The sequence below is a fragment of the Methyloligella halotolerans genome, assembly GCF_001708935.1.
Taxonomy (GTDB): Bacteria; Pseudomonadota; Alphaproteobacteria; order Rhizobiales; family Methyloligellaceae; genus Methyloligella; species Methyloligella halotolerans.
In genome coordinates, this window is record NZ_MASI01000004.1 from 1 (window position 1) to 21,432 (window position 21,432).

Consider the following 21,432-nt stretch of genomic DNA (forward strand, 5'->3'; position numbering starts at 1 on the left):
GCCGGTAGCGAGAGAACTTCAAGGCCGCCGCAACATCGCTCCGGCGCTTGAGGGACCGTTTCTTGCCTTGGCCTGAACCTGCTATGCGTTTCCTTTTCGCCATCTCAGGCCACCACGGGCGCCGAGGCCCTTACCGGCCAGGTTATATGGACCGAGTGGTACATTTATCATCATTATCCGGCGAATGACAGAATAGGAGGCCCCGATGGACGATCAGACCATGGACGACCAGAAGTTTAACATGTCGATGCGGAAGTTCCTCAAGGAGGTGGGCGTCACCTCCCAGCAAGCGATCGAGGAAGTGGTCCGCGCGGAAAATCTCGGCGGCAAGGGCAAGCTGAAGGTCAAAGCGGTCCTGACTGCGGAAGGCACCGGCCTTGAGCATGTGGTCGAAGGCGAGATCGACCTCGGCTGAAGGCAGGCAGGTTTTATCCATGACAGACCGGACTTCCGAGCCTTGGCCCACGGAGCTTCGCGTGGCCAAGGACCGCCGCAACCTGCTTGTCCTGTTCGATGACGGCAGCAGCTACGATTTTGCCGCCGAGCTTTTGCGCGTCCGGAGCCCGAGCGCGGAGGTCCAGGGCCACAGCCCGGATCAGCGCGTGACGGTGCCGGGCAAGAAGAACGTCGAGATCGCTCGGCTCGAGCCCGTCGGCAACTACGCCGTGCGCGTCGTCTTCAGCGACGGCCACAACACCGGGCTGTTCTCCTGGGACTATCTGAAGGAGCTCGGCGAGAACAAGGACGCCCGTTGGGCGGAGTATCTGGACGAGCTGAGCCGTCAGGGCTTGAGCCGGTAGGGCGCTCTCGTCGGGCCGCGCCGGCTGGCGAGTTCACGCCGTCGCGAAGAAGTCCGGCCCGCGCCCCACGATCTTGGGATCCGGAGCATCGGCGACTTCCGGATCCTTTCCGTCGTACTGGATGCCGTGGAGAATGGCGCGAATGGCGTTGAGCCTTGCGCGCCGCTTGTCGTTGGAGCGGACCACCAGCCAGGGCGCGAAGCTCGTGTCGGTCCTGGCGAACATGCGGTCCCGCGCGGCCGTGTAGGCATCGAACAGCGCAAGCCCCCGCACGTCGTTGTCGGTCAGCTTCCAGCGCTTGAGCACGTCGTGGCGGCGGGCGTGAAACCGCTTGAGCTGCATCTCGCGCCCCACCGAAAGCCAGAGCTTGATGAGGATGATCCCGTCATGCACGAGCCCCGCCTCGAACTGGGGCACGGCTTCCATGAACCGGTGATACTGCTCTTCGGTGCAGTATCCCATCACGGGCTCGACCCCGGCCCGATTGTACCAGGAGCGATTGAAGATCAGCATATCGCCCGCCGTGGGGAGCTCGGCCACGTAACGCTGGAAATACCATTGCCCGCGCTCCGCATCCGTCGGCTTGGACAGCGCGACCTGTCGGGCGTGGCGCGGATTGAGATGGGCCAGAATGCGCTTTATGCAGCCATCCTTGCCCGCCGCATCCCGACCCTCGAAGACGATGACGAGGCGCTTGCCTTCCCGCTCCACCCAGCGCTGCAGTTTCAGAAGCTCGATCTGGAGGTCCAGCAACTCCTCGTCGTAGCGCTTGCGCTTCATGCGCTTGTTGTAGGGGTAGCCGCCGCTTCGGAAGGCCTTCTTATCGATCTCTTCCGGCAGCTCCGGGGCGTCGATATCGAAGCCCGGCAATTCCTCGCCTTCGCCCGCGTCCTCAAGCAGAAAAGATCCGCGCATACTTCCCTCCCAGCCCGCCAATGGCCATATGCCCTACCGAGTCTGTTAACCATGGTGTGGCGGCTTGTCGCGAAACGGTGATATTACCTAAGCAATTATCGCTCCCGACGGAAGCGCAGCGATTCGCACCGGAAGGGCGCTAAAATCGCGCTATGGCGGAGAGCCGAACCCCTATATTGCTGAGCGGCTTGGTTGAAGGTGCTAGGATTGCATCGCATGCAGAGCTTTTACGAACTTGGAGCACGCTTACGGGCAGCCCTCTGGCTGATCGTCGCCGTTGCGGCCATTCTCGCGACCCTCGTCGTCGAGACCGACCTGCCGCTGCTCTATGGTCTCGCCGGCTTCCTGGTGTTCCTCGTTTGCGCCGGTGCCGCACCGCGCAACCTGTCTCTCGAGGATGAGCCGCAGACGCTTCCCGGCAAGCGTTCGTCGGAGAATGCGGAGATCTCCCTCAACCTGGTGACGGAAGCCTACCCCGACCCGGCCGTAATGCTCGATAGCGCCGGCCACGTCCTGTTCTACAACGCCGCCGCCGGGGCCATCTTCACCTCTCTTCGCGAAGGCGGCCATGTCTCGAGCGTCATTCGCAATCCGGCGTTTTTGGACGCCCTCACGGCCGCGCCCGACCGCGGACGCTCCATCACCGTCAGCTATACGGAGCGCGTTCTCCCCGTCGGCCGCCGCATGGCGGTCACCGTGGCGCCCTTGAGCCATCAGGGCCATCGGGCCCGCTACATCCTGGTGCTGCTCCGCGACCTCACCGAATCCGAGCGTATCAACCAGATGCGGTCCGACTTCGTCGCCAATGCGAGCCACGAGCTCCGCACGCCGCTCGCCTCCCTGCGCGGCTTCATCGAGACCCTACAGCTGAGCGCCAAGGACGATGCCGGCGCCCGGGAGCGCTTCCTCAAGGTCATGGCCGAGCAAGCTGCCCGCATGACGCGCCTCATCGACCAGCTCCTCTCCCTCAGCCGGGCCGAGATGAACGTCCATGTCGCGCCGAGCAACCTCATCGATCTGAATCACGTCATCGACAATGTGCGCGACGCGACCGAGCCTCTGGCGCAGGAGCACGGCGTGAAGCTTCAGCTGAAGCGCTTCGCAGCGCCGGCCCTCGTCCGTGGCGATCTCGACGAGCTGGTCCAGGTCCTTCAGAACCTCGTGACCAACGCGCTGAAATACGGCGCCGACAAGGGTGTCGTGCGTGTCGAGGGGAACTACCGGTCGGCCCAGGGCCGCGGCAACGGACGCTATTCCATTGCCGTGATCGACGAGGGGAAGGGCATTCCCTCCGACCATCTGCCGCGCCTGACCGAGCGCTTCTACCGGGTCGACGTGGCCTATAGCCGCGAACGTGGCGGAACGGGCCTCGGCCTCGCCATCGTCAAGCACATCGTGAACCGCCATCGCGGCGAGCTCACCATCTCCTCCAAGCCCGGCGAGGGCTCGACCTTCACCGTCGTGTTCGATGCGGTCGAAAAGCCTCAGGAAAAGCCGGCCCCCTCCCAGGCGGCCGAATAGGCGTTCCGGGGAATTTCCCCGGCCGTCCACAGGGTGTCATCCGGCCCTGAACACTGTAATCGAACTGTCATATAACTGACATAGGGCTTCCCTCATGGCGCATCGGCGGGGATGCGGGCATTTCGTCCGCGTCCGCGATGCCGGAGAGGAGCGAAGTCTGAAATGTGTCCGGAGCAACCCCGGATCGGAGCCGCTGCCAATCGCGGATCCTCCACAGGCTTCAACCGTGGTGCCCTTTGAAAATCAACAGTTTGGGACTGTCACCAAGAGGAATCCGAGCTGTCATAAAAGCATTATCGCTGACGACTAGCGTGCCGGCGAGCTCGCGGCAGTCGCCGCTTTGCAGGCTCGCACCCAGAAACAAAAGCTCGCATCCAACGCAAGGGAGAGCAAAGTGAAAAGGTTTTCCATCATGGCGTCGGCCATCGCCGTCGGCGCTTGCATCACGGCCGGCCCCGCGCTCGCACGTGATCAGATCCAGATCGCCGGTTCTTCGACCGTCCTGCCCTATGCCCAGATCGTTGCCGAGGATTTCGGCAAGACCTACGGCAAGTATCCGACCCCCGTCGTCGAGTCCGGCGGCTCCTCTGCTGGCCTGAAGCAGTTCTGCAAGGGGCTCGGCGAATCCACGATCGACATCGCGAACGCTTCGCGCAAGATCAAGGACAAAGAGGTCGAGGCCTGCCACGCAGCCGGCGTGAAGAACATCATGGAAGTCCGCTTCGGCTATGACGGCATCGTCTTCGCCAGCGACGTCAAGGGCCCCGACATGGCCCTCGAGCCCAAGGACCTCTATCTCGCCCTCGCCGAGCAGGTCCCGGTCGACGGCAAGATGGTCAAGAACCCCTACAAGACCTGGGACGAGGTCAACGCCGACCTGCCGAAGTGGGAGATCGCCGCTTACATCCCCGGCGAGAAGCACGGCACCCGTGAGGTCTTCGAGGAGAAGGTCCTTGCCAAGGGTTGCGAAGAGGCCGGCGCCATCAAGATCATGGAAGAGGCCGGCAGCGACGAAGACACCATCGACGACGCCTGCATCAAGGTCCGCAAGGACGGCAAGGCCGTGGACATCGACGGCGACTACACCGAGACCCTGGCCCGCCTGCAGTCCAATCCGGAAGGCATCGGCGTGTTCGGTCTGTCCTTCTACGAGAACAACACCGACAAGCTGAAGGTCGCCACCATGAGCGGTGTCGAGCCCTCCGTCGATACCATCGCCAGCGGCGAGTATCCGGTGTCCCGTCCGCTCTTCTTCTACGTGAAGAAGGACCACATGGACGTCATTCCCGGCCTGAAGGACTACGTGGCCTACTTCGCCTCGGAGAAGATGATCGGCCCCGACGGCCCGCTCGCCGAATACGGCCTGGTTCCGCTGCCGGATGACGAGTTCGAAGAGCTGCAGACGCAGATCGAGAACGGCACGACCATGGGCATGTAGGCCCAGGATTTAAGACGATATCGAAGGGGCGGGCCGACAGGCCAAGGGCTTTACGGTCCGCCCCCTCATCGCGGGGCAACAAGATAAATTCGATAAGAGTGGGGCGCTCGTGTCCAACCTGACCATCCTTGCCATTCTCGCGGCGGCCGCAGTGCTCGCCTATCTGGTCGGGCGGTATCGCTCGGTTCAGGTCTCCAACGGCAACACCATCCCGACCCATTCGCGGCCGTCCTACCACGGCGCCTATCTCGCCATCTGGACAGTCATCCCGGCGCTCCTCCTGCTCACCGTTTGGACCGCGGCCGACAATCCGGTCTTCGAGTATTTCACGGCACAACAGCTTCCGGCGGCCTATCATGAGCAGTCCGACGCTCAGCAATCCCTGACCATGAACGTCGTGGAGTCGATCGCCGAAGGGCTCCCGCACCTGACCCCGCGCGAGGACGAAATCCTCCGCAAGGCGCGCTACGGCTTCGTCACAAACGACACCGCACGCGAGGTGCTGTCCGAGAACGGCGTCATCCTCGGCTCCGCCCCCGAGCCCTATGTCATCCAGGCCGCGATCTATCTCGCCGATCTCCGGGCCACTGCGCGGCTTGTGCTGCCGGCTGTGTGTTTTCTTCTGGCTGCGGGATGCTTCTTCTGGGCCTACCGCAACATCGCCCCGGCCTTGCGCGCCCGGACCTATGTCGAGCGGACAATGACGGCAGGGCTTTTCGCCGCCTCGACGGTTGCCGTCCTGACCACCGTCGGCATCGTCCTGTCGGTGCTGTTCGAGACCATCCATTTCTTCCAGCTCGTGCCGCCCCAGGACTACTTCTTCGGCACGGTCTGGGATCCGCGCTTCTCCGCCGCGGGAAGCGGGGGGAGCGAGGGCCAGTTCGGCCTCCTGCCGCTTCTCTGGGGCACCATGTATATCTCCCTGGTCGCGCTGCTCGTCGCGGTGCCCGTGGGCCTGTTCGCCGCCATCTACATGTCCGAATATGCAGGGCCCAAGGTGCGGACGATCGCCAAACCCTTGCTGGAGATCCTGGCCGGTATCCCGACCATCGTTTACGGCTTCTTCGCCCTCGTCACCTTCGGTCCCTTCATGCGCGACGCCGGCGCGGCGGTCGGCCTAGACATCTCGGCCTCCAGCGTCCTCACCGCCGGCATCGTCATGGGGGTGATGATCATCCCCTTCGTGTCGTCGCTCTCCGACGACATCATCAATGCCGTTCCAAATTCCCTGCGTGAAGGGTCCTACGGCCTGGGCGCCACCCAATCGGAGACCATCAAACGGGTGATCCTGCCGGCCGCCCTGCCGGGCATCGTCGGCGCCATCCTGCTGGCGGCCTCCCGCGCCATCGGCGAGACCATGATCGTGGTGCTGGCCGCCGGCATCGCCGCCAACCTGACCCTCAACCCGTTCGAGCAGGTCACCACCATCACCGTGAAGATCGTCAGCCAGCTGACCGGCGACCTCGAGTTCAACAGTCCCCAGACCCTGGTGGCCTTTGCCCTCGGTCTCACGCTCTTCGTCATCACATTGGGGCTCAACATCTACGCCCTGTACATCGTCCGCAAATACCGGGAGCAGTACGAATAATGACCGATCAGACCGTAGGCTCAGGCGGGCTCCCCGGGATCGCAAGCGCGGCCAACGAGAGCTCCAAGCGTCTCGCCAAGCGTCACGCAGCCGAGCGCCGCTTCCGCTGGTACGGCATCGCGGCGCTGCTGTTCGGGCTCGGCTTCCTGGTGATCCTATTCACTTCGATCATCGGCAAGGGCTGGACGGCGTTTCTGCAGACCTCCGCGCATCTGGAAGTCTATTTCGACCCAAAGGTCGTGAACCCCTCCGGCAATCCCGCCGACCGGGACGAGCTCTTGCGGGCGAACTACGCCAAGCTCGCCGACGAGGCGCTCTACAAGGTGATCGGCGTAGACCCGGACAACCGCAAGGAGCGTCGCTCTGCCAACAAGCTCTTGTCCCGTGGCGTCGACACCCAGCTCAAGGACATCGTCATGGCCGATCCCTCGGTCATCGGCGAGAAGCGCGACGTCTGGCTGCTGGCGGCCGATGATGTGGATGCTCTCCTGAAGGGTTCCATCAGCCGCGACACTCCAGAGGAGCGCCGCGCCCTGGACAACCAACAGCTGGGTTGGATCGATCACATGGTCGAGAAGGGCCTTCTGGAGAAGCGCTTCAACACCGGCCTCTTCGTCTACGGCGCCTCCAGCTATCCGGAAACCGCCGGCTTGGGCGTGGCGCTCATCGGCTCACTCTTCATGATGATGGTCGTCATCCTCTTGGCCGTGCCATTGGCGGTGGCCGCGGCGACCTATCTGGAAGAGTTCGCCGCCAAGAACCGGATCTCGGACCTGATCGAGGTCAACATCAACAATCTCGCGGCCGTACCGTCCATTGTGTTCGGTCTGCTCGGTCTCGCGATCTTCATCAACTTTCTGGGCTTGCCGCGCTCGGCGCCCATCGTTGGCGGTCTCGTGCTCTCGCTCATGACGCTGCCCACCATCATCATCGCCACCCGTGCCGCCCTGAAGGCGGTGCCGCCGTCCATCCGGGAAGGTGCGCTGGGTGTCGGCGCCTCGAAGCATCAGGTGATCATGCATCACGTTTTGCCCCTTGCCTTGCCAGGCATCCTCACGGGGACCATCATCGGTCTCGTGCAGGCGTTGGGGGAAACGGCGCCGCTGCTGATGATCGGCATGGTGGCTTTCGTCGCGGATTACCCGTCCACGCCGATGGATCCAGCGACGGCCTTGCCCGTGCAGATTTATATGTGGGCGACTGCGGCGGAGCGCGGCTTCATCGAACGTACGGCCGGCGCGACCATGGTGCTGCTGGCCTTCCTGATCGTGATGAACAGCTTGGCTGTGTATCTGAGGCACAAATTCGAGCGGAAGTGGTAGGGCCGCGTTATGGAGGACAGTGTGGACGTACAATCTGCAATGAAAGAGCGGGCGCCTGCTGTGCCCGAGCAAAATCCCGGCGCGATCTCTATGGAAGAGCACGCGCTCAAGATGGCGGCCAACAACGTCAGCCTTTGGTACGGCGAGAAGCAGGCGCTCCATGACGTCTCCCTCGAAATCTACGACAGCTCGGTCACTGCGCTGATCGGGCCGTCCGGCTGCGGTAAGTCGACGTTTCTGCGTTGCCTCAACCGGATGAACGACGTCATCGACATCGTGAAGATCAAGGGCGACATTCGGCTCGACGGCGAGGACATCTACGCCCCGGACGCGATCCGGTGCAGCTTCGCGCTCGCGTCGGCATGGTGTTTCAGAAGCCGAACCCGTTTCCCAAATCGATCTTCGAGAACGTCGCCTACGCTCCGCGGATTCACGGAACCGCCAGCAACAAGGCCGAGCTCGAGGATATCGTGGTGAACAGCCTTCGCCGCGCCGGCCTCTATGAAGAGGTGAAGGATCGCCTGGACGAGCCGGGCACGGGCCTCTCCGGCGGCCAGCAGCAACGTCTCTGCATCGCCCGCGCCATCTCGGTGAACCCCGAGGTTCTCCTGATGGACGAGCCGTGCTCCGCCCTCGATCCGATTGCCACGGCCAAGATCGAGACGCTGATCGACGAACTGCGCGAGACCCTCTGCATCGTCATCGTGACCCACTCCATGCAGCAGGCCGCGCGCGTATCCCAACGGACCGCCTTCTTCCATCTTGGCAAGATCATCGAGGTGGACGACACCACAGCGATGTTCACGAACCCCAAGGACGTGAAGACCCAGGATTACATCACTGGCCGCTTCGGCTAGTCGACGCGGGCCTAGAGCCAAAAGGAACGGCTAATGGAAGATCACGAGCATATCGTCAGCGCCTATGAGGAAGAGCTGTCGTCGCTGAACAACAAGATCGCCCGCATGGGTGGTCTGGCGGAGCAGGTGCTCGGCCAGTCCATCGACGCTCTGCAGGGGCGCGATCCGGAGCTTGCCGGCAACACCATCCAGCAGGATGAGGCGATCGACGCCCTGGAGAAGGAGATCGAAGAGCAGGCGATCACCATGATCGCCCGGCGCCAGCCGCTCGCCTACGACCTTCGCCAGATCATGGCGGCGCTCCGTATCTCGTCCGACCTGGAGCGCATCGGAGATCTGGGCAAGAATATCGCCAAGCGGGCGCTTGCCGTCGTCGAGGAGCAGCAGCCCAAGCAGCTCATGCTGGGTCTTCGCCATATGGGCGAGCTGGCGCTGGAGCAGCTGAAGGAGGTGCTGGACGCCTTCATCGAGCGCGACGCCGACGCCGCCCTGAAGGTCTGGTACAAGGACGAAGAAATCGACGCCATGTACAACTCGCTGTTCCGCGAGCTCCTGACCTACATGATGGAGGACCCGCGCAATATCGGGCTCTGCACCCATCTGCTGTTCGGCGCGAAGAATATCGAGCGCGTAGGCGATCATGCGACCAACATCGCGGAAACAGTCTACTTCCTGGTCCACGGCAAGCCTGTCTCCGAGGAACGTCCCAAGGGCGACAACACCAGCACCACCTTGCCGTTGCAGAGATCAACTGGCTAACGGGCAGAACGATCATGACGAATGGAACTGGAGCGAAGGTTTTGGTCGTCGAGGATGAGGAGCCGCTTGCCCTTCTCCTTCGATACAATCTGGAAGCGGCCGGCCACGCCGTAGACGTTGTCTATCGTGGCGACGAGGTCGAGCTGCAACTCGCGGAGAACGCGCCGGATCTCATCATCCTCGACTGGATGCTGCCCGGCATCTCCGGCCTGGAGCTCTGCCGCCGCATCCGGACCAATCGCGAATCCCGCCATATCCCCATCATCCTGCTCACCGCGCGCAGCGAGGAGAACGACCGCATCCGTGGCCTGACCACCGGTGCCGACGATTACGTTGTGAAGCCGTTTTCGGTGCCCGAGCTCATGGCGCGGGTTCAGGCCATCATGCGCCGGACCAATCCGGAGCGGATCGCCTCGGTGCTGAGCGCCGGAGATATCGAGCTCGACCGCGTTTCCCACCGGGTCACGCGGAGCGGCCGGCCAATTCACCTCGGCCCGACGGAATTCCGGCTTCTGGAGTTCCTCATGCAGAGCCCGGGCAGGGTGTTCAGCCGCGCCCAGCTCCTCGATGGGGTGTGGGGCCGCAACGTCTATGTCGACGAGCGCACCGTGGACGTCCATATCGGCCGCCTTCGCAAGGCCATGATGAACGACACTGAGCAGGATCCGGTCCGCACCGTCCGTGGCGCCGGCTACGCCTTCTCCGACGCTCTCGAGACGGCACCCGCCTAAAACGGCATCGTGACGCTCATGGTGAGGGCGCTCGCGTAAGCGGGCGCGTCTCGACCGTGCTGGCCCCGGCGTTGCAGCACCGAACCGCGCATCTCGGGCCTGGCGCCTTCGAGCTGCGCGTGGCGCGCCGTGCTTTCAGGGTGATCATCCAGCCCAAAAAAGAAGGCGCCCCGATAAGGTGGCGCCTTCTCATTCCCCGCTTTTTTTGACCGGGCCTGCCGAAGCGGTCCGGCCGTCCCTCTAACCGGTCGCGGACCGCTTGTCGCGCCGACGCTGCACGGGCTGATACGCCATGCGCGAGTGATGCTCGCAATAGGGGACCCCGGTCCCGCTCTTGCGTCCGCAAAAATGAAAGTTCTCTTCGCCGGGATCGCCAATCGGCCACCGGCACATATGCTCCTTGAGGCTGAGGATGGTCGCCCGCTCATGCAGCGGGATCACAAGTTCCTCCACCGGCTGCGGCGCCGCCACCGTCTCCGGCTCTTCCTCGAATTCCGGCTTCAGCGCCGTCGCGCCCCGCGTGGCGTAGACGACAGTATTCTGCTTCGGCTGCTGCGGCCGCCGTGCCGGAGTCCGCCGGATACGCGGCGCCGTGGACCGCGTGGTGGTGGCCCGCGCCGAAAGACCCAGCCGATGAACCTTGCCGATCACCGCGTTGCGGGTCACACCGCCAAGACGCGCGGCAATCTGACTGGCGCTCAGCCCATCGGCCCAGAGCTTCTTGAGAAGCTCCACCCTTTCATCATTCCATGCCATTGATTTGCCTCCTCGATTTTTCGGACTCAGAGTCCACCCGCAGCCGCGAAAACGGCTGAGGCCATACTCTGATGTACATTTGAGATGGACCGCTCAGACATCGCGAGGAACACCGCAACATCTTGTGGCCGAGCGGTTTCAACCCTACTAACTCCGGGGATCGCCAGCAACCGTCCGCCACGGATGAGAGCCGTTTTTTCCACCGGAATAGCCAGATTCTGCCACCGCTGGCTTGAGAACTCAATCGATCGTTAACCGGCTGTTAAGAAAGTTTCGTGGGTAACCTCTGAAACCGGCGGGAAAGCCTGTGTACGAACCCTGGGCAAACGGGCCTCGAGCCCAGATTGACAGCCAGCGCGGGCAGACCTAAAGCTCTTCTATGCGCCGCCGCCGGTTCGGCGGCGCTTTTGTTTTTGGCGTTTGCCAGCACCGTTTGCCAGTGAGGGAAAGCCGATGTCGGCCCTCTTTCCGACCTACGCGCGCTCGGCTCTTTCGTTCGAGCGCGGCGAAGGGGCTTGGCTCTTCGATGAGAACGGCGAACGCTACCTCGACTTCGGATCGGGCGTGGCGGTGACGGCGCTCGGCCATAGCCATCCTCATCTCGTGGAAGCGTTGAAGGCCCAGGCCGATAAGGTCTGGCATGTCTCCAACCTGCACCGGATTCCGGGGCAGGAGCGTCTCGCCGAACGCCTCTGCGAGGCGAGCTTCGCCGATCGCGTGTTTTTCGCCAATTCGGGTGCCGAGGCCAACGAAGCCGCCATCAAGCTGGCCCGGCGCTACCACTACGCCAACGGTCATCCGGAGCGCACCCGGCTCATCGCCTTCGAAGGCGCCTTCCATGGGCGCACGCTGGCGACCATCGCCGCCGGCGGCCAGGCCAAGCATCTGGAGGGCTTCGGTGAGCCGATGCCCGGCTTCGATCATCTGCCGGCGGGCGATATCGAGGCCGTGAAGGCGGCGGTGACCGAGGAGACTGCGGGCATCATCGTGGAGCCTGTGATGGGGGAGGGTGGCGTCCGCCTGATCGATCCCGGCTTCCTGCGCGACCTCCGCGCCCTTTGCGACGATAAGGGCATCCTCCTGATCTTCGACGAGGTGCAGACCGGCATGGGCCGCACCGGCCGCCTGTTCGCCCATAAATGGTCGGGCGTGTCGCCGGACATCATGTCCCTGGCCAAGGGACTGGGCGGCGGCTTTCCCCTAGGGGCATGTCTTGCCACCGAGGAGGTCGGCAGCACCATGACCCCCGGCACCCACGGCTCGACCTTCGGCGGCAATCCGCTCGCCATGGCGGTCGGCAATGCCGTGCTGGATGTGCTGCTCGAAGACGGATTCCTGGAGCGCGTGTCGGAAACGGCTCTGCGATTCAAGCAGCGGCTCGCCGCAATCAAGGACGAGCACAGCGATATTTTCGAAGAGGTGCGGGGCCAGGGTTTCCTGCTGGGCCTGAAATGCACCTCGTCCATTTCCAATGGCGATCTGGTGAAGGCGCTCGCGGCGCAACATCTTCTCACCGTTCAGGCCGGCGACAACGTCGTCCGCCTCCTGCCGCCCTTGATCATCGGCGAGGCTGAGATCGACGCGGCGTGTGAGAAGATCGAAGCGGCCTGCGAAACCGTCGCCCCGGCTGCTGCCGCGGCGTCCGCCTAGGCAGCCGAGCGCCAACGATTTCAGGCCGAAAGATGCAAAAAGCGACCACTCAAATCAGCCATTCGCTTCCCCAGCCGGGAGCCTCGGGAGAGTTGCGGCATTTCCTCGATATCGGCGATCTCGATACCGCGACCCTGAAGAAGATCCTCGCCCACGCCCACGAGATGAAGGCGGAGCGGAAGTCCGGTCCGGCACCGCTTCTGCCCGGCGCGGTGCTGGCCATGATCTTCGAGAAGCCGTCGACACGGACCCGCGTCTCCTTCGAGGTGGCCATCCATGAGCTCGGCGGCAAGGCAGTGGTGCTAAACCCCAACGAGATGCAGCTCGGCCGCGGCGAAACCATCGCCGACACGGCGAAGGTGCTCTCGCGCTACGTCGACGCCATCATGCTGCGTACCGGCCCCCATGACACGCTGCTGGAGCTCGCCGGCAATGCCGACGTGCCGGTGATCAATGGCCTCACCGGCCGCACCCATCCGTGTCAGATCATGGCCGATATCATGACCTACGAGGAGCGCAAGGGGTCGATCGAAGGCGCCACTGTCGCCTGGGTGGGCGATGCCAACAACGTTGCCGCGTCCTGGATCCATGCCGCGGCCCGCTTCGGTTTCGCCCTTAAGATCGCGGCACCCAAGGAATATCCGCCCGCCGAGGAGCTGGTCGCCTTCGCGCGCGCCGAAAATGCCGATGTCGTCGTGACCCAGGACCCCGGCGAAGCGGCCACCGACGCCGACTGCATCGTGACCGACGTCTGGGTCTCCATGGGCGATGCGGATGGCGAGCAGCGCAAGAAACTGCTTCGGCCGTACCAGGTGAACGCCGCCCTCATGGAAAAAGCGAAATCAGACGCCATATTCATGCATTGCCTCCCCGCCCACCGCGACGACGAGGTGACCGCAGAGGTCATCGACGGTCCGCAGTCCGTGGTTTGGGACGAGGCGGAGAACCGGCTTCATGCCCAGAAGGCGATCCTCGCCTGGTGCCTGGAGTCCAAGTCGAAACAATTAGGAGACTGACGATGGCCGGGCCATCTCAGGAGATGGCCGAACTGGTCATCCCCAAAGACGATCTCGCGCTCCCCTTCCAGGCGGAGCTGTCGCATGTGACTGGCCGGCTGGTGAAGCTCGGCCCCACCGTGGACGACATCCTTTCCCGTCACGACTACCCGGAACCCGTTTCGGAGCTTCTGGGGGAGGCCGTGGCGCTCGCCGCCCTTCTGGGCGCCGCGCTGAAATTCGAAGGCAAGTTCATCCTCCAGGCCTCGACCGACGGACCCGTGGATCTGCTGGTGGCGGATTACCAGACGCCGGGCCAGCTCCGGGCCTACGCCCGCTTCGACAAGGAGCAGGTCGCGGCTCTGGATGGCGCTCACGTCGATTCTGCGACCCTTCTCGGCAAGGGCCACTTCGCCATGACCATCGACCGCGGTCCCGACATGGAGCGCTATCAGGGCATCGTGCCCCTGGATGGCGAAACCCTGAGCCAGGCGGCGGACATCTATTTCCGCCAGTCGGAGCAGCTGCCGACCTTCCTGAAGCTCGTCACCGCCAAGCACTACCAGGGCGAGGACAAGAGCTGGAGCTGGCGCGCCGGCGGCCTGCTCGTTCAGAAGCTGACCTCGGAAGGCGGTCTGGCGTCGGAAGGGGAAGAGGCGGCGGAAGACGAGGACTGGAACCGGGCCAAGCTTCTGGCCGAGACAGTCGAGGATCACGAGCTGCTCGACCCGACACTGGCGGCCGAGCGTCTGCTTTATCGGTTGTTCCACGAGGAGCGGGTGCGGGCCTATCCGCCCCTGCCGTTGGACCCCTATTGCAGCTGCTCCCGCGACCGCATCGAGGGCATCCTCCGGAACTTCACCGATGAGGAGGTCGAGGAGATGACCGTCGAGAATGAGATCGAGGTCACCTGCGAGTTCTGCAACAAGCAGTACAGCTTCGATCCGGCGGAGATAAACGCCAAGCGCAAGCCGAACTAGCGGCTGACGCGGTCCTGTAGGCGGCCGAGAAAACCCATGCACGCCTCGAGCTCCGAGACACTGACGAACTCGTCGGGTGCATGGGCCTGGGCGATGTCGCCGGGACCGCACACCACCGCCGGGCAACCGGTCTTCTCGAACAGGCCGGCCTCGGTCGTGAAGGAAACGGCGCCGGTGGAATTCCGGCCCGTCAGGCTGAGAGCCAGCGCCACGGCGTCCGAGCCGGGCGGCGCTTGGAAGCCCGGAACATGTTCTTCCTGGGTCATCTCGATCCCGGTCTCTTCCGATACAGCATGCATCTTCGGCAGCAGCTCACGCTCGGCGAACGCCATCAGCTCGTCCGGGATTCGCGCCGCACCTTCCATGGGCAGGCTGCGCATGAGCCATTCGAACCGGCAGGTCTTCGGAATGATATTGGTCGCCGTGCCGCCCTCGATGGTCCCCGCTTCGGCTGTGGTGTAGGCGGGCGAGAACCGGTCGTCGTGATGGGTGCGCGCGGCTTCGGCGCCGAGCCGCTGCAGCTCGACGATCAGCTCCGCCGCATAGCGGATGGCGTTCACGCCCTTGTCAGGCTCGCTGGAATGTCCGGCCAGCCCGTTGACCGTCACGGCGTAGATGTCGATCTGCTTGTGGGCATCGACGACGCTCATCTTGGTGGGCTCGCCGATGATGGCCGCCCGCGGCATGGGAAGTTCCTTGCCGAAAAGGTCCAGCATGGGCCGTACGCCCACGCAGCCGACTTCTTCGTCATAGGAAAGCGCCAGATGGATCGGCTCGGCGAGCTCTGCCGCGACAAAGGAGGGCACCAGCGCCAGCACGCAGGCGAGAAAGCCCTTCATATCGCAAGACCCGCGCCCGTAGAGCTTGCCGTCCCGCGCGGTCAGCGTGAAGGGATCCGAGCTCCAGCTCTGCCCCGTGACGGGCACACAATCCGTGTGGGCGGAGAGCGCAACCCCGCCATGCCCTTCCGGCCCGATCGTGGCGAACAGCCCGGCCTTCGTTCCGTCTTCCGTCGGAACGCGCGTCGAGACGACGCCATGCTGACGGAGATAGTCCTCCACGAACGCGATCAGCTTCAGGTTCGACTTCGCGCTCGTCGTATCGAAGGCGACGAGCTTCTCAAGCAGCTCGGTTGCGGTGGTGATGTCGGACAAGGAAGCCTCGGCGGTCGTGAGAAATCGTCGGGACGATAGCGCGGTGCTGGCCAAGATACTCTTGGCCTTTTGGGGTAGTAGCCTCCCCCATGCGAGCGGTTATTGCCTGGCTTCCTAAATCGCCGCGACGCCCTTCTTGAGGTCGCCGATCAGATCGTCAGCATCTTCCAGCCCGATGGAAAGCCGCACCGTCCTGTCGAAGATGCCGGCCTCCGCGCGCGCTTCCGGGCTCAGCCGCTGATGCGTCGTCGTCGCTGGGTGGGTGATCAGGCTCTTCGCATCGCCCAGATTGTTCGAGATCTTGAAGATCGATAGCGCGTTGATGAAGCGGAAGGCCTCGTCCTTGCCGCCCTTCACCTCCAGCGCAACCATGGGTCCGCCCGAGGCCATCTGCTTCTTGGCCAGCGCGTGCTGCGGATGATCCGTCCGCCCCGGATAGAAGACGCGGCTGATCTTGTCCTGCTCGCCGAGGAAGTCGGCGATCTTGGCGGCGCTCTCGACCTGGCGTTCCACCCGGAGCGGCATGGTCTCCAGCCCCTTCAGCAGCACCCATGCATTGAACGGGCTCAGGGACGGCCCCGTATGCTTCAGGAAGGTGTGCAGGGTCTCGTCGATATAATCCTTTCGGCCCAGCACCACGCCGCCGAGGCACCGGCCCTGACCGTCGATATGCTTGGTCGCTGAGTAGACGACGATATCGGCCCCCAACTCCAAAGGCCGCTGCAGCATCGGCGTGGCGAACACGTTGTCCACCACCACCTGCGCGCCGACCTTGTGGGCGATCTTGCAGACGGCCTCGATATCGACAAGGCCCAGCACCGGGTTGGTCGGCGTCTCGAAGAACACCGCCTTGGTGTCGGGCCGCATCGCCTTCTCCCACTGGTCGAGGTCGGCCCCGTCCACCAGCGTGCATTCCACGCCGTAGCGCGGCAGCAGATCCGAGACGATGTAGAGACAGCTGCCGAACAGCGCCTTCGCCGCCACGATATGATCGCCCGCCCTCAGGAACGAGAGCAGGGAGGAGGACACGGCCGCCATCCCGCTCGCCATGCCGTGGGCAGCCTCGGCGCCTTCCAGCGCGGCGATGCGCTCTTCGAACATGGAGACGGTCGGGTTGGCGTAGCGACTATAGACATAGCCGTCATCCTCGCCCTTGAAGCGGGCCTCGGCGATTTCCGCACTGTCGTAGACATAGCCGGAATTGAGGAAGATCGCTTCCGACGTCTCGCCGAACTGGCTCCGCCGCGTGCCCTCATGCACCAGCGTCGTCGCCAGCTTCCAATTCTTCTCGTCTCCCGCCGCCATGGCGACACCTCCATCTCGCGCACCCGAAAGCGGGCACAAAAAAACCCGGGGCTTAGGCTGGCCGCCAAAGAACCGGGTGCTCGCGGGGGCTTTCCCGCAACGGCCCTTTTAGCGACTTGTTTTACGTGGCTGCAAGCCGCCGGCCAAATCACCACGAAGGATCCGAGTTAAAGCGCGGGTCGTAAGCGGCGTCAAGTGCGCGCTCATCGGGCGCGCTCCACAACCTTGCGGTAATAGACGACCCGTTCGGTCTCTTCGAAGCCCAGCGCCTGGTGCATGCCCTGGGAGGTCGTGTTGCCCAGCAGCACGTCCGAGGCGAGCTCTGTCACGCCTTTGACGCCAGACCAGCTCTCAACCGCTCCGACCAGCGCCCGCGCCACGCCCTTGCCGCGCCAGTCCGGCACCACGTAGATGCCTTCCAGGAAGGCGACCGGCGGCCGCCCGCAGCCGTTCACATAGTCGTAGCGCAGCGCCACCTCGGCGAACCCCACCGCCACGCCGTCCTCCGTCTTGGCGATGAAACCGGCGGAATCCTCGCTTTCCATCACCGAGAACGCCTGGGCGCGGTTCTCCTCGTCCGTATGGTCGGGCCAAAGCTGAATCCGCAAGGGCAGCCACGCGGCGAAATCTTCCGGTCGGCATCTGTCGATCTGCATGGGGGACATATAGGCTATTGTGAATCCGGGGGAGAAGCTTGGTGAGCACGTGACTCTGCCATAAACCGGTGTCACGAACCTTGCCAGCATCGATAAAACCGCGCCGGGACCCGATATTGTCAACAATGCAAGCCGCCGAGACCATAGTTCCGAAACCCGCAGACGACGGCAAGACCGCCCTGTCGCGCGCCGGCGTGCTGCCTGCCCAGGCGTTGCGTGCGCTCATCAAGCAGGGCGAGATCGCGTCTGACGGCGAGGACATCACTGAAGCCCAGATCCAGCCGGCGAGCCTCGATCTCCGCCTCGGCAGGACGGCCTATCGCATCCGCGCCAGCTTCCTGCCTGGGGCCAAGGCGACCGTGCGGGAAAAGCTCGACCAGTTCGCTTTCCATGAGATCGACCTGACCAACGGCGCGGTGCTGGAGACCGGCTGCGTCTATCTCGTGCCGCTCCAGGAAACGCTGGATCTGCGGGCGACCATCGCCGCCTTCGCCAATCCGAAAAGCTCCACCGGCCGCCTCGATGTCTTCACCCGGCTGATCGGCGACCGTCAGGTCAGCTTCGACGCGATCGAGGAGGGCTATTCCGGCCCGCTTTACGCGGAGATCTGCCCGCGCAGCTTCTCCATCAAGGTGCGCACCGGCTCGCGGTTGAACCAGATCCGCTTCCGCCGCCGGGGCAGCCAGCCGTTCCAGGCCGACGAGCGCCCGGGCCGGGTCGGCGACCGCGCGCTCAAAGAGCTGCACACCGATCTCGGCCTCGTCGAAGGCGAAGCCGCCATCCGCGAGGGGCTGAACCTCTCCATCAATCTGGCCCCGGCTTCAGGCGCCAAGCTCATCGGCTATCGCGCCCGCCGCTATGCCGGCGTGGTCGATATGGACCGCATCGGCGAGTACGCTGTAAGCCAGTTTTGGGAGACCGTGGAGCCGGACAAGGATCGGCGCCTCGTTCTCGATCCGCACGAGTTCTATATCCTGGCGTCCAAAGAGAGCGTTGCGGTGCCGCCGGGCTACGTCGCGGAGATGGCGCCCTTCGACCCGCTGATCGGCGAATACCGCGTGCACTACGCCGGGTTCTTCGATCCCGGCTTCGGCTATTCCGAAGGCGGCAGCCCCGGCGCCAAGGCCGTGCTCGAGGTTCGCAGCCTCGACATTCCCTTCATTCTGGATGACGGCCAGATCGTCGGCCGACTGGTCTACGACCGGCTGACCGAGCAGCCCGATACCCTCTACGGCCAGGGCATCGGCTCCAACTACCAGGGCCAGGGTCTGAAGCTCTCCAAGCACTTTAAGTAGGCGGGCACGGGCGTCCCCCCAACTCCTTCGTCATTCCGGCGTAAGCCGGAATCCGGCGTCAAGCTCAACAGTCGCGGTTGGATGCCGGCTTTCGCCGGTATGACGGAGAACCAGCTCTGTTCCACCTCCCGCCGTTTCCTGCCATAACCGTTGACGGGCATAAGAACGGGCAGGGGGAGCCGCATGCAATCCATTACATCCGCGCTGGAGTGGCTCCAGGTCATCGTCTGGGGCGTACCCATGCTGGTGCTGCTGCTGGGCGTCGGCCTCTACCTCACCATCGGCCTGCGCTTCCGCACTATCACCAACATCCCGCGCGCCTTCGCCATGCTGTGGAAGGGACGCACGGCCGCGGGCGAGGGCGATATCACCCCCTTCAACGCCCTGATGACCTCGCTCGCCGCAACGATCGGGACCGGCAACATTGCTGGCGTGGCCACGGCAATCTTCCTCGGCGGCCCGGGCGCGGTTTTCTGGATGTGGATGACCGCGCTGCTCGGCATGGCGACGAAATACGCCGAGGCCGTTCTGGCGGTGCGCTACCGCGAGAGGGATGTGCGCGGACAGTATGTCGGCGGCCCCATGTACTACATCCGCAACGGGCTGGGCGCAGGCTGGAGCTGGCTCGCCATCCTCTTCGCCATATTCGCAAGCGTTGCCGGCTTTGGAATTGGCAACACCGTCCAGGCCAACTCCGTCGCCGATGCCCTGGAAGCCTCCTTCGGCGTGCCCCACTGGATCACCGGCCTGGTGCTCGTGGGCCTGGTCGGCGCCGTCCTGATCGGCGGTATCCAGCGCATCGCAAAGGTCGCCGGCAGCCTGGTGCCCCTCATGGCCATCTCCTATATCGGCGCGGGCACCCTCGTTCTCATCATCAACGTGGCGTCCCTTCCGGAAGCCTTCGCCATGATCTTCACCGAGGCCTTCTCTGCGACGGCCGCCACCGGAGGCTTCGCAGGCGCCACGGTTTGGGCGGCCATCCAGTTCGGCGTTGCCCGGGGCGTCTTTTCCAACGAGGCGGGGCTCGGCTCCGCCCCGATCGCCCACGCCGCCGCCGAATGCAAAGGACCGGTCAGCCAGGGTATCGTCGCCATGCTGGGGACGTTCATCGACACCATCGTCGTGTGCTCCTTCACGGCTCTAGTCATCCTGTCTTCGGGCGCCTGGGATAGCGGAGAGACCGGGGCCGAGCTCACCGGCCGCGCCTTCGAGCTTGCGCTGCCCGGCTTCGGTAACACCATCACCGCGATGGCCCTCGCCGTCTTCGCCTTCACCACCATGCTGGGCTGGAGCTATTACTGCGAGCGGTCGCTGCAATATCTGTTCGGCGTGAAGGCGATCCTTCCCTTCCGCGTGGTTTGGTGCGCCGCTCCGCTCGTTGGCGCGACCGTGAATCTCGGCATCATCTGGCTCCTGGCGGACGTGCTCAACGCCATGATGGCGATCCCGAACCTGATCGCGCTGGCGCTTCTCAGCCCCGTGGTCTTCAAGCTCAGCCGGGAGTTCTTCCGGACACGGGGAGCGTCGGAGGACAATCCATTTTGATGGTGGGTGCTGACCCGATGTGAAGCGTCATGCCGGCCTTGCGCCGGGCATCCATAACCCCTGTGATTGTTCTTTCAATTTGCGTGGGTGTCCATGGATCACCGGGACAAGCCCGGTGATGACTCGGAGTAGTCAGCTGCAGCTCGCCCCGCCCAGCACGCAGAACTTCGCGCAATGGGGATGGCAGAGCTTCACCGCACCGGACTCGAACATCGCCCCATCGGCATCCGCCGCTTCCGCCAGCGTCGACCCCATCTCGAACGCACGGTCGTAAGGCAAGAGCGTGCAGGGCAGCACAGTCGGCTGAGTGGCGCCTTTGCGCTTCACGACCATCCGGCTGGACGCGCACATGACCTCATCGGGGCTCTTGCCCAAAATCTCCCAGCAGCCGGTGGTGATCTCTGGCACCTCCGCCGTCTCGTCCATCTCCGGAAAGATGACGAGCTGTGCCGGATCCTGCGCATCGATCGGCCAGCCGCGTCCAGCGATCAGCGTGGCGAATCCGGCCCTGGTTTGGTCTTCCGTTTCGGCCCAGCGGCTCCGCGCCGCGATGGTGACGTCGAACCCTTCGGCCGAGAGCCAGTCCATGCCGGCGGCAGCCTTGTCGAAGCTCCCGTCCCCGCGCTCCAGATCGTGTAGGCGGGCCGTGAAATGATCGAGGCTTACCCGCAAGGTCAGCTTCGCGCCGTAACGTTCGCGAAGTCCGATAAGCCCCTTCCGGATCGGCAGCCGCATCATGGGCTGCATGGCGTTGGTCAGCACCAGCGCGGAGAAGCCGCGAGCCAGCGCATCGTCGAGCATGGGCAGAAACGCCGGGTTCATGAAAGGCTCGCCGCCGGTGAATCCGATCTCGGAGGTGGGCAACGACAGCTTATCGATCTCATCGAGATAGGCCGCCACCTCTGCTGCGGTCAGGTAGACGAGCCGATCATTGGTGGGGCTCGATTCGATGTAGCAGTTCGCACATTCGATATTGCAGAGGCTGCCCGTGTTGATCCAGAGGGTCTGGAGCGCCCGCAGAGCCACGCGGGCACGTTCGGATCCGTCGGCGGTCCGGTCTGGGTCTGCAAACTTCTCTTGGCTGCGGAATTCGGTCAGAGCGCTCACGGTGAGAACCTAGCGGCGCACCGAGGCACAGCAAATCACTTCCCGGTGATTTCGGGCC

Annotated in this window: 19 protein-coding genes, 1 pseudogene and 1 riboswitch; of the genes and pseudogenes, 14 read left to right on the forward strand and 6 right to left on the reverse strand. The window is 64.0% G+C overall.

Features of this window, described 5'->3' with window-relative positions; genetic code table 11:
• Positions 1-220: 220 nt before the first annotated feature.
• Positions 221-415 (forward strand): DUF6494 family protein, encoded by a 195-nt coding sequence (locus tag A7A08_RS08430; protein ID WP_069095299.1) that lies wholly within the window; start codon positions 221-223, stop codon positions 413-415.
• Positions 416-434: 19 nt separating this feature from the next.
• The gene (locus A7A08_RS08435; protein WP_069095073.1) at positions 435-800 is read left to right on the forward strand and encodes a gamma-butyrobetaine hydroxylase family protein; all 366 of its coding nucleotides are present in this window, start codon (positions 435-437) and stop codon (positions 798-800) included.
• A 33-nt stretch (positions 801-833) separates the two neighbouring features.
• On the opposite strand, the gene ppk2 is transcribed toward A7A08_RS08435, so the two are convergent.
• Positions 834-1,715, reverse strand: coding sequence for a polyphosphate kinase 2 (gene ppk2 / locus A7A08_RS08440; protein ID WP_069095074.1), 882 nt, complete (start codon positions 1,713-1,715; stop codon positions 834-836).
• Between the two features lie 216 nt (positions 1,716-1,931).
• On the opposite strand from ppk2, the gene A7A08_RS08445 reads away from it, so the two are divergent.
• From A7A08_RS08445 to phoB, 7 genes and pseudogenes are all read left to right on the forward strand, one after another.
• Positions 1,932-3,236: an ATP-binding protein gene (locus A7A08_RS08445; protein ID WP_069095075.1), complete on the forward strand. Its 1,305-nt coding sequence runs from the start codon at positions 1,932-1,934 to the stop codon at positions 3,234-3,236.
• 394 nt (positions 3,237-3,630) lie between these two features.
• Positions 3,631-4,674 carry a PstS family phosphate ABC transporter substrate-binding protein gene (locus A7A08_RS08450; protein ID WP_425349007.1) on the forward strand — a complete coding sequence of 348 codons (1,044 nt, stop codon included), beginning with the start codon at positions 3,631-3,633 and terminating at the stop codon, positions 4,672-4,674.
• Positions 4,675-4,837: 163 nt separating this feature from the next.
• Entirely contained in the window at positions 4,838-6,262 is a 1,425-nt protein-coding gene (pstC, locus tag A7A08_RS08455) for a phosphate ABC transporter permease subunit PstC (RefSeq protein WP_425349012.1), read from the forward strand.
• A complete protein-coding gene (pstA, locus tag A7A08_RS08460) occupies positions 6,262-7,584 on the forward strand; it encodes a phosphate ABC transporter permease PstA (protein ID WP_069095077.1) in 1,323 nt (440 codons plus the stop codon). The genes pstC and pstA overlap by 1 nt, the downstream gene beginning before the upstream one ends.
• Before the next feature lie 90 nt (positions 7,585-7,674).
• Positions 7,675-8,441: pseudogene (gene pstB, locus A7A08_RS08465) on the forward strand (phosphate ABC transporter ATP-binding protein PstB).
• A gap of 33 nt (positions 8,442-8,474) precedes the next feature.
• Complete coding sequence (gene phoU / locus A7A08_RS08470; protein ID WP_069095078.1) at positions 8,475-9,200, forward strand: phosphate signaling complex protein PhoU; 726 nt, start codon at positions 8,475-8,477, stop codon at positions 9,198-9,200.
• Positions 9,201-9,214: 14 nt separating this feature from the next.
• Positions 9,215-9,931 (forward strand): phosphate regulon transcriptional regulator PhoB, encoded by a 717-nt coding sequence (phoB, locus tag A7A08_RS08475; RefSeq protein WP_069095079.1) that lies wholly within the window; start codon positions 9,215-9,217, stop codon positions 9,929-9,931.
• Positions 9,932-10,171: 240 nt separating this feature from the next.
• Here phoB and A7A08_RS08480 read toward each other — a convergent pair whose 3' ends face one another.
• A complete protein-coding gene (locus A7A08_RS08480; RefSeq protein WP_069095080.1) occupies positions 10,172-10,687 on the reverse strand; it encodes a GcrA family cell cycle regulator in 516 nt (171 codons plus the stop codon).
• A 453-nt stretch (positions 10,688-11,140) separates the two neighbouring features.
• Between A7A08_RS08480 and A7A08_RS08485 the strand changes: the two genes are divergently transcribed.
• Genes A7A08_RS08485 through A7A08_RS08495 form a run of 3 tightly spaced genes read left to right on the forward strand, consistent with a single transcriptional unit; the run spans position 11,141 to position 14,312 of the window.
• Positions 11,141-12,337, forward strand: coding sequence for an aspartate aminotransferase family protein (locus A7A08_RS08485; protein ID WP_069095081.1), 1,197 nt, complete (start codon positions 11,141-11,143; stop codon positions 12,335-12,337).
• 32 nt (positions 12,338-12,369) lie between these two features.
• Positions 12,370-13,353 (forward strand): ornithine carbamoyltransferase, encoded by a 984-nt coding sequence (gene argF, locus A7A08_RS08490; protein WP_069095082.1) that lies wholly within the window; start codon positions 12,370-12,372, stop codon positions 13,351-13,353.
• A gap of 2 nt (positions 13,354-13,355) precedes the next feature.
• Positions 13,356-14,312 (forward strand): Hsp33 family molecular chaperone, encoded by a 957-nt coding sequence (locus A7A08_RS08495; RefSeq protein WP_069095083.1) that lies wholly within the window; start codon positions 13,356-13,358, stop codon positions 14,310-14,312.
• On the opposite strand, the gene argE is transcribed toward A7A08_RS08495, so the two are convergent.
• The 3 genes from argE to aac(6') all read right to left on the reverse strand — a co-directional run bounded on the left by argE (position 14,309) and on the right by aac(6') (position 17,427).
• Entirely contained in the window at positions 14,309-15,466 is a 1,158-nt protein-coding gene (gene argE / locus A7A08_RS08500; protein ID WP_069095084.1) for an acetylornithine deacetylase, read from the reverse strand. The two genes, A7A08_RS08495 and argE, sit on opposite strands and share 4 nt — an antisense overlap.
• 114 nt (positions 15,467-15,580) lie before the next feature.
• Positions 15,581-16,771, reverse strand: a complete 1,191-nt coding sequence (locus A7A08_RS08505) for an O-succinylhomoserine sulfhydrylase (protein ID WP_069095085.1) — start codon at positions 16,769-16,771, stop codon at positions 15,581-15,583.
• Positions 16,772-16,858: 87 nt separating this feature from the next.
• Positions 16,859-16,936: riboswitch (SAM riboswitch) on the reverse strand.
• 38 nt (positions 16,937-16,974) lie between these two features.
• Entirely contained in the window at positions 16,975-17,427 is a 453-nt protein-coding gene (gene aac(6') / locus A7A08_RS08510; protein WP_083226594.1) for an aminoglycoside 6'-N-acetyltransferase, read from the reverse strand.
• 116 nt (positions 17,428-17,543) lie between these two features.
• On the opposite strand from aac(6'), the gene A7A08_RS08515 reads away from it, so the two are divergent.
• Together A7A08_RS08515 and A7A08_RS08520 are read left to right on the forward strand one after the other, a co-directional pair.
• Positions 17,544-18,722 (forward strand): 2'-deoxycytidine 5'-triphosphate deaminase, encoded by a 1,179-nt coding sequence (locus A7A08_RS08515; protein WP_425349008.1) that lies wholly within the window; start codon positions 17,544-17,546, stop codon positions 18,720-18,722.
• Between the two features lie 183 nt (positions 18,723-18,905).
• Positions 18,906-20,267, forward strand: coding sequence for an alanine/glycine:cation symporter family protein (locus A7A08_RS08520; RefSeq protein WP_069095088.1), 1,362 nt, complete (start codon positions 18,906-18,908; stop codon positions 20,265-20,267).
• A 132-nt stretch (positions 20,268-20,399) separates the two neighbouring features.
• Here the strand turns inward: A7A08_RS08520 and A7A08_RS08525 are convergent, their stop codons facing one another.
• Positions 20,400-21,374, reverse strand: a complete 975-nt coding sequence (locus A7A08_RS08525; protein WP_069095089.1) for a radical SAM protein — start codon at positions 21,372-21,374, stop codon at positions 20,400-20,402.
• Positions 21,375-21,432: the final 58 nt, after the last annotated feature.

Bases quoted from the DNA above. Each gene is read 5' to 3' on its own strand.
- A7A08_RS08430 (WP_069095299.1), top strand. From the start codon at position 221: ATGGACGACCAGAAGTTTAACATGTCGATGCGGAAGTTCCTCAAGGAG.
- A7A08_RS08435 (WP_069095073.1), top strand. From the start codon at position 435: ATGACAGACCGGACTTCCGAGCCTTGGCCCACGGAGCTTCGCGTGGCC.
- ppk2 (WP_069095074.1), bottom strand. From the start codon at position 1,715: ATGCGCGGATCTTTTCTGCTTGAGGACGCGGGCGAAGGCGAGGAATTG.
- A7A08_RS08445 (WP_069095075.1), top strand. From the start codon at position 1,932: ATGCAGAGCTTTTACGAACTTGGAGCACGCTTACGGGCAGCCCTCTGG.
- pstA (WP_069095077.1), top strand. From the start codon at position 6,262: ATGACCGATCAGACCGTAGGCTCAGGCGGGCTCCCCGGGATCGCAAGC.
- phoU (WP_069095078.1), top strand. From the start codon at position 8,475: ATGGAAGATCACGAGCATATCGTCAGCGCCTATGAGGAAGAGCTGTCG.
- phoB (WP_069095079.1), top strand. From the start codon at position 9,215: ATGACGAATGGAACTGGAGCGAAGGTTTTGGTCGTCGAGGATGAGGAG.
- A7A08_RS08480 (WP_069095080.1), bottom strand. From the start codon at position 10,687: ATGGCATGGAATGATGAAAGGGTGGAGCTTCTCAAGAAGCTCTGGGCC.
- A7A08_RS08485 (WP_069095081.1), top strand. From the start codon at position 11,141: ATGTCGGCCCTCTTTCCGACCTACGCGCGCTCGGCTCTTTCGTTCGAG.
- argF (WP_069095082.1), top strand. From the start codon at position 12,370: ATGCAAAAAGCGACCACTCAAATCAGCCATTCGCTTCCCCAGCCGGGA.
- A7A08_RS08495 (WP_069095083.1), top strand. From the start codon at position 13,356: ATGGCCGGGCCATCTCAGGAGATGGCCGAACTGGTCATCCCCAAAGAC.
- A7A08_RS08505 (WP_069095085.1), bottom strand. From the start codon at position 16,771: ATGGCGGCGGGAGACGAGAAGAATTGGAAGCTGGCGACGACGCTGGTG.
- A7A08_RS08520 (WP_069095088.1), top strand. From the start codon at position 18,906: ATGCAATCCATTACATCCGCGCTGGAGTGGCTCCAGGTCATCGTCTGG.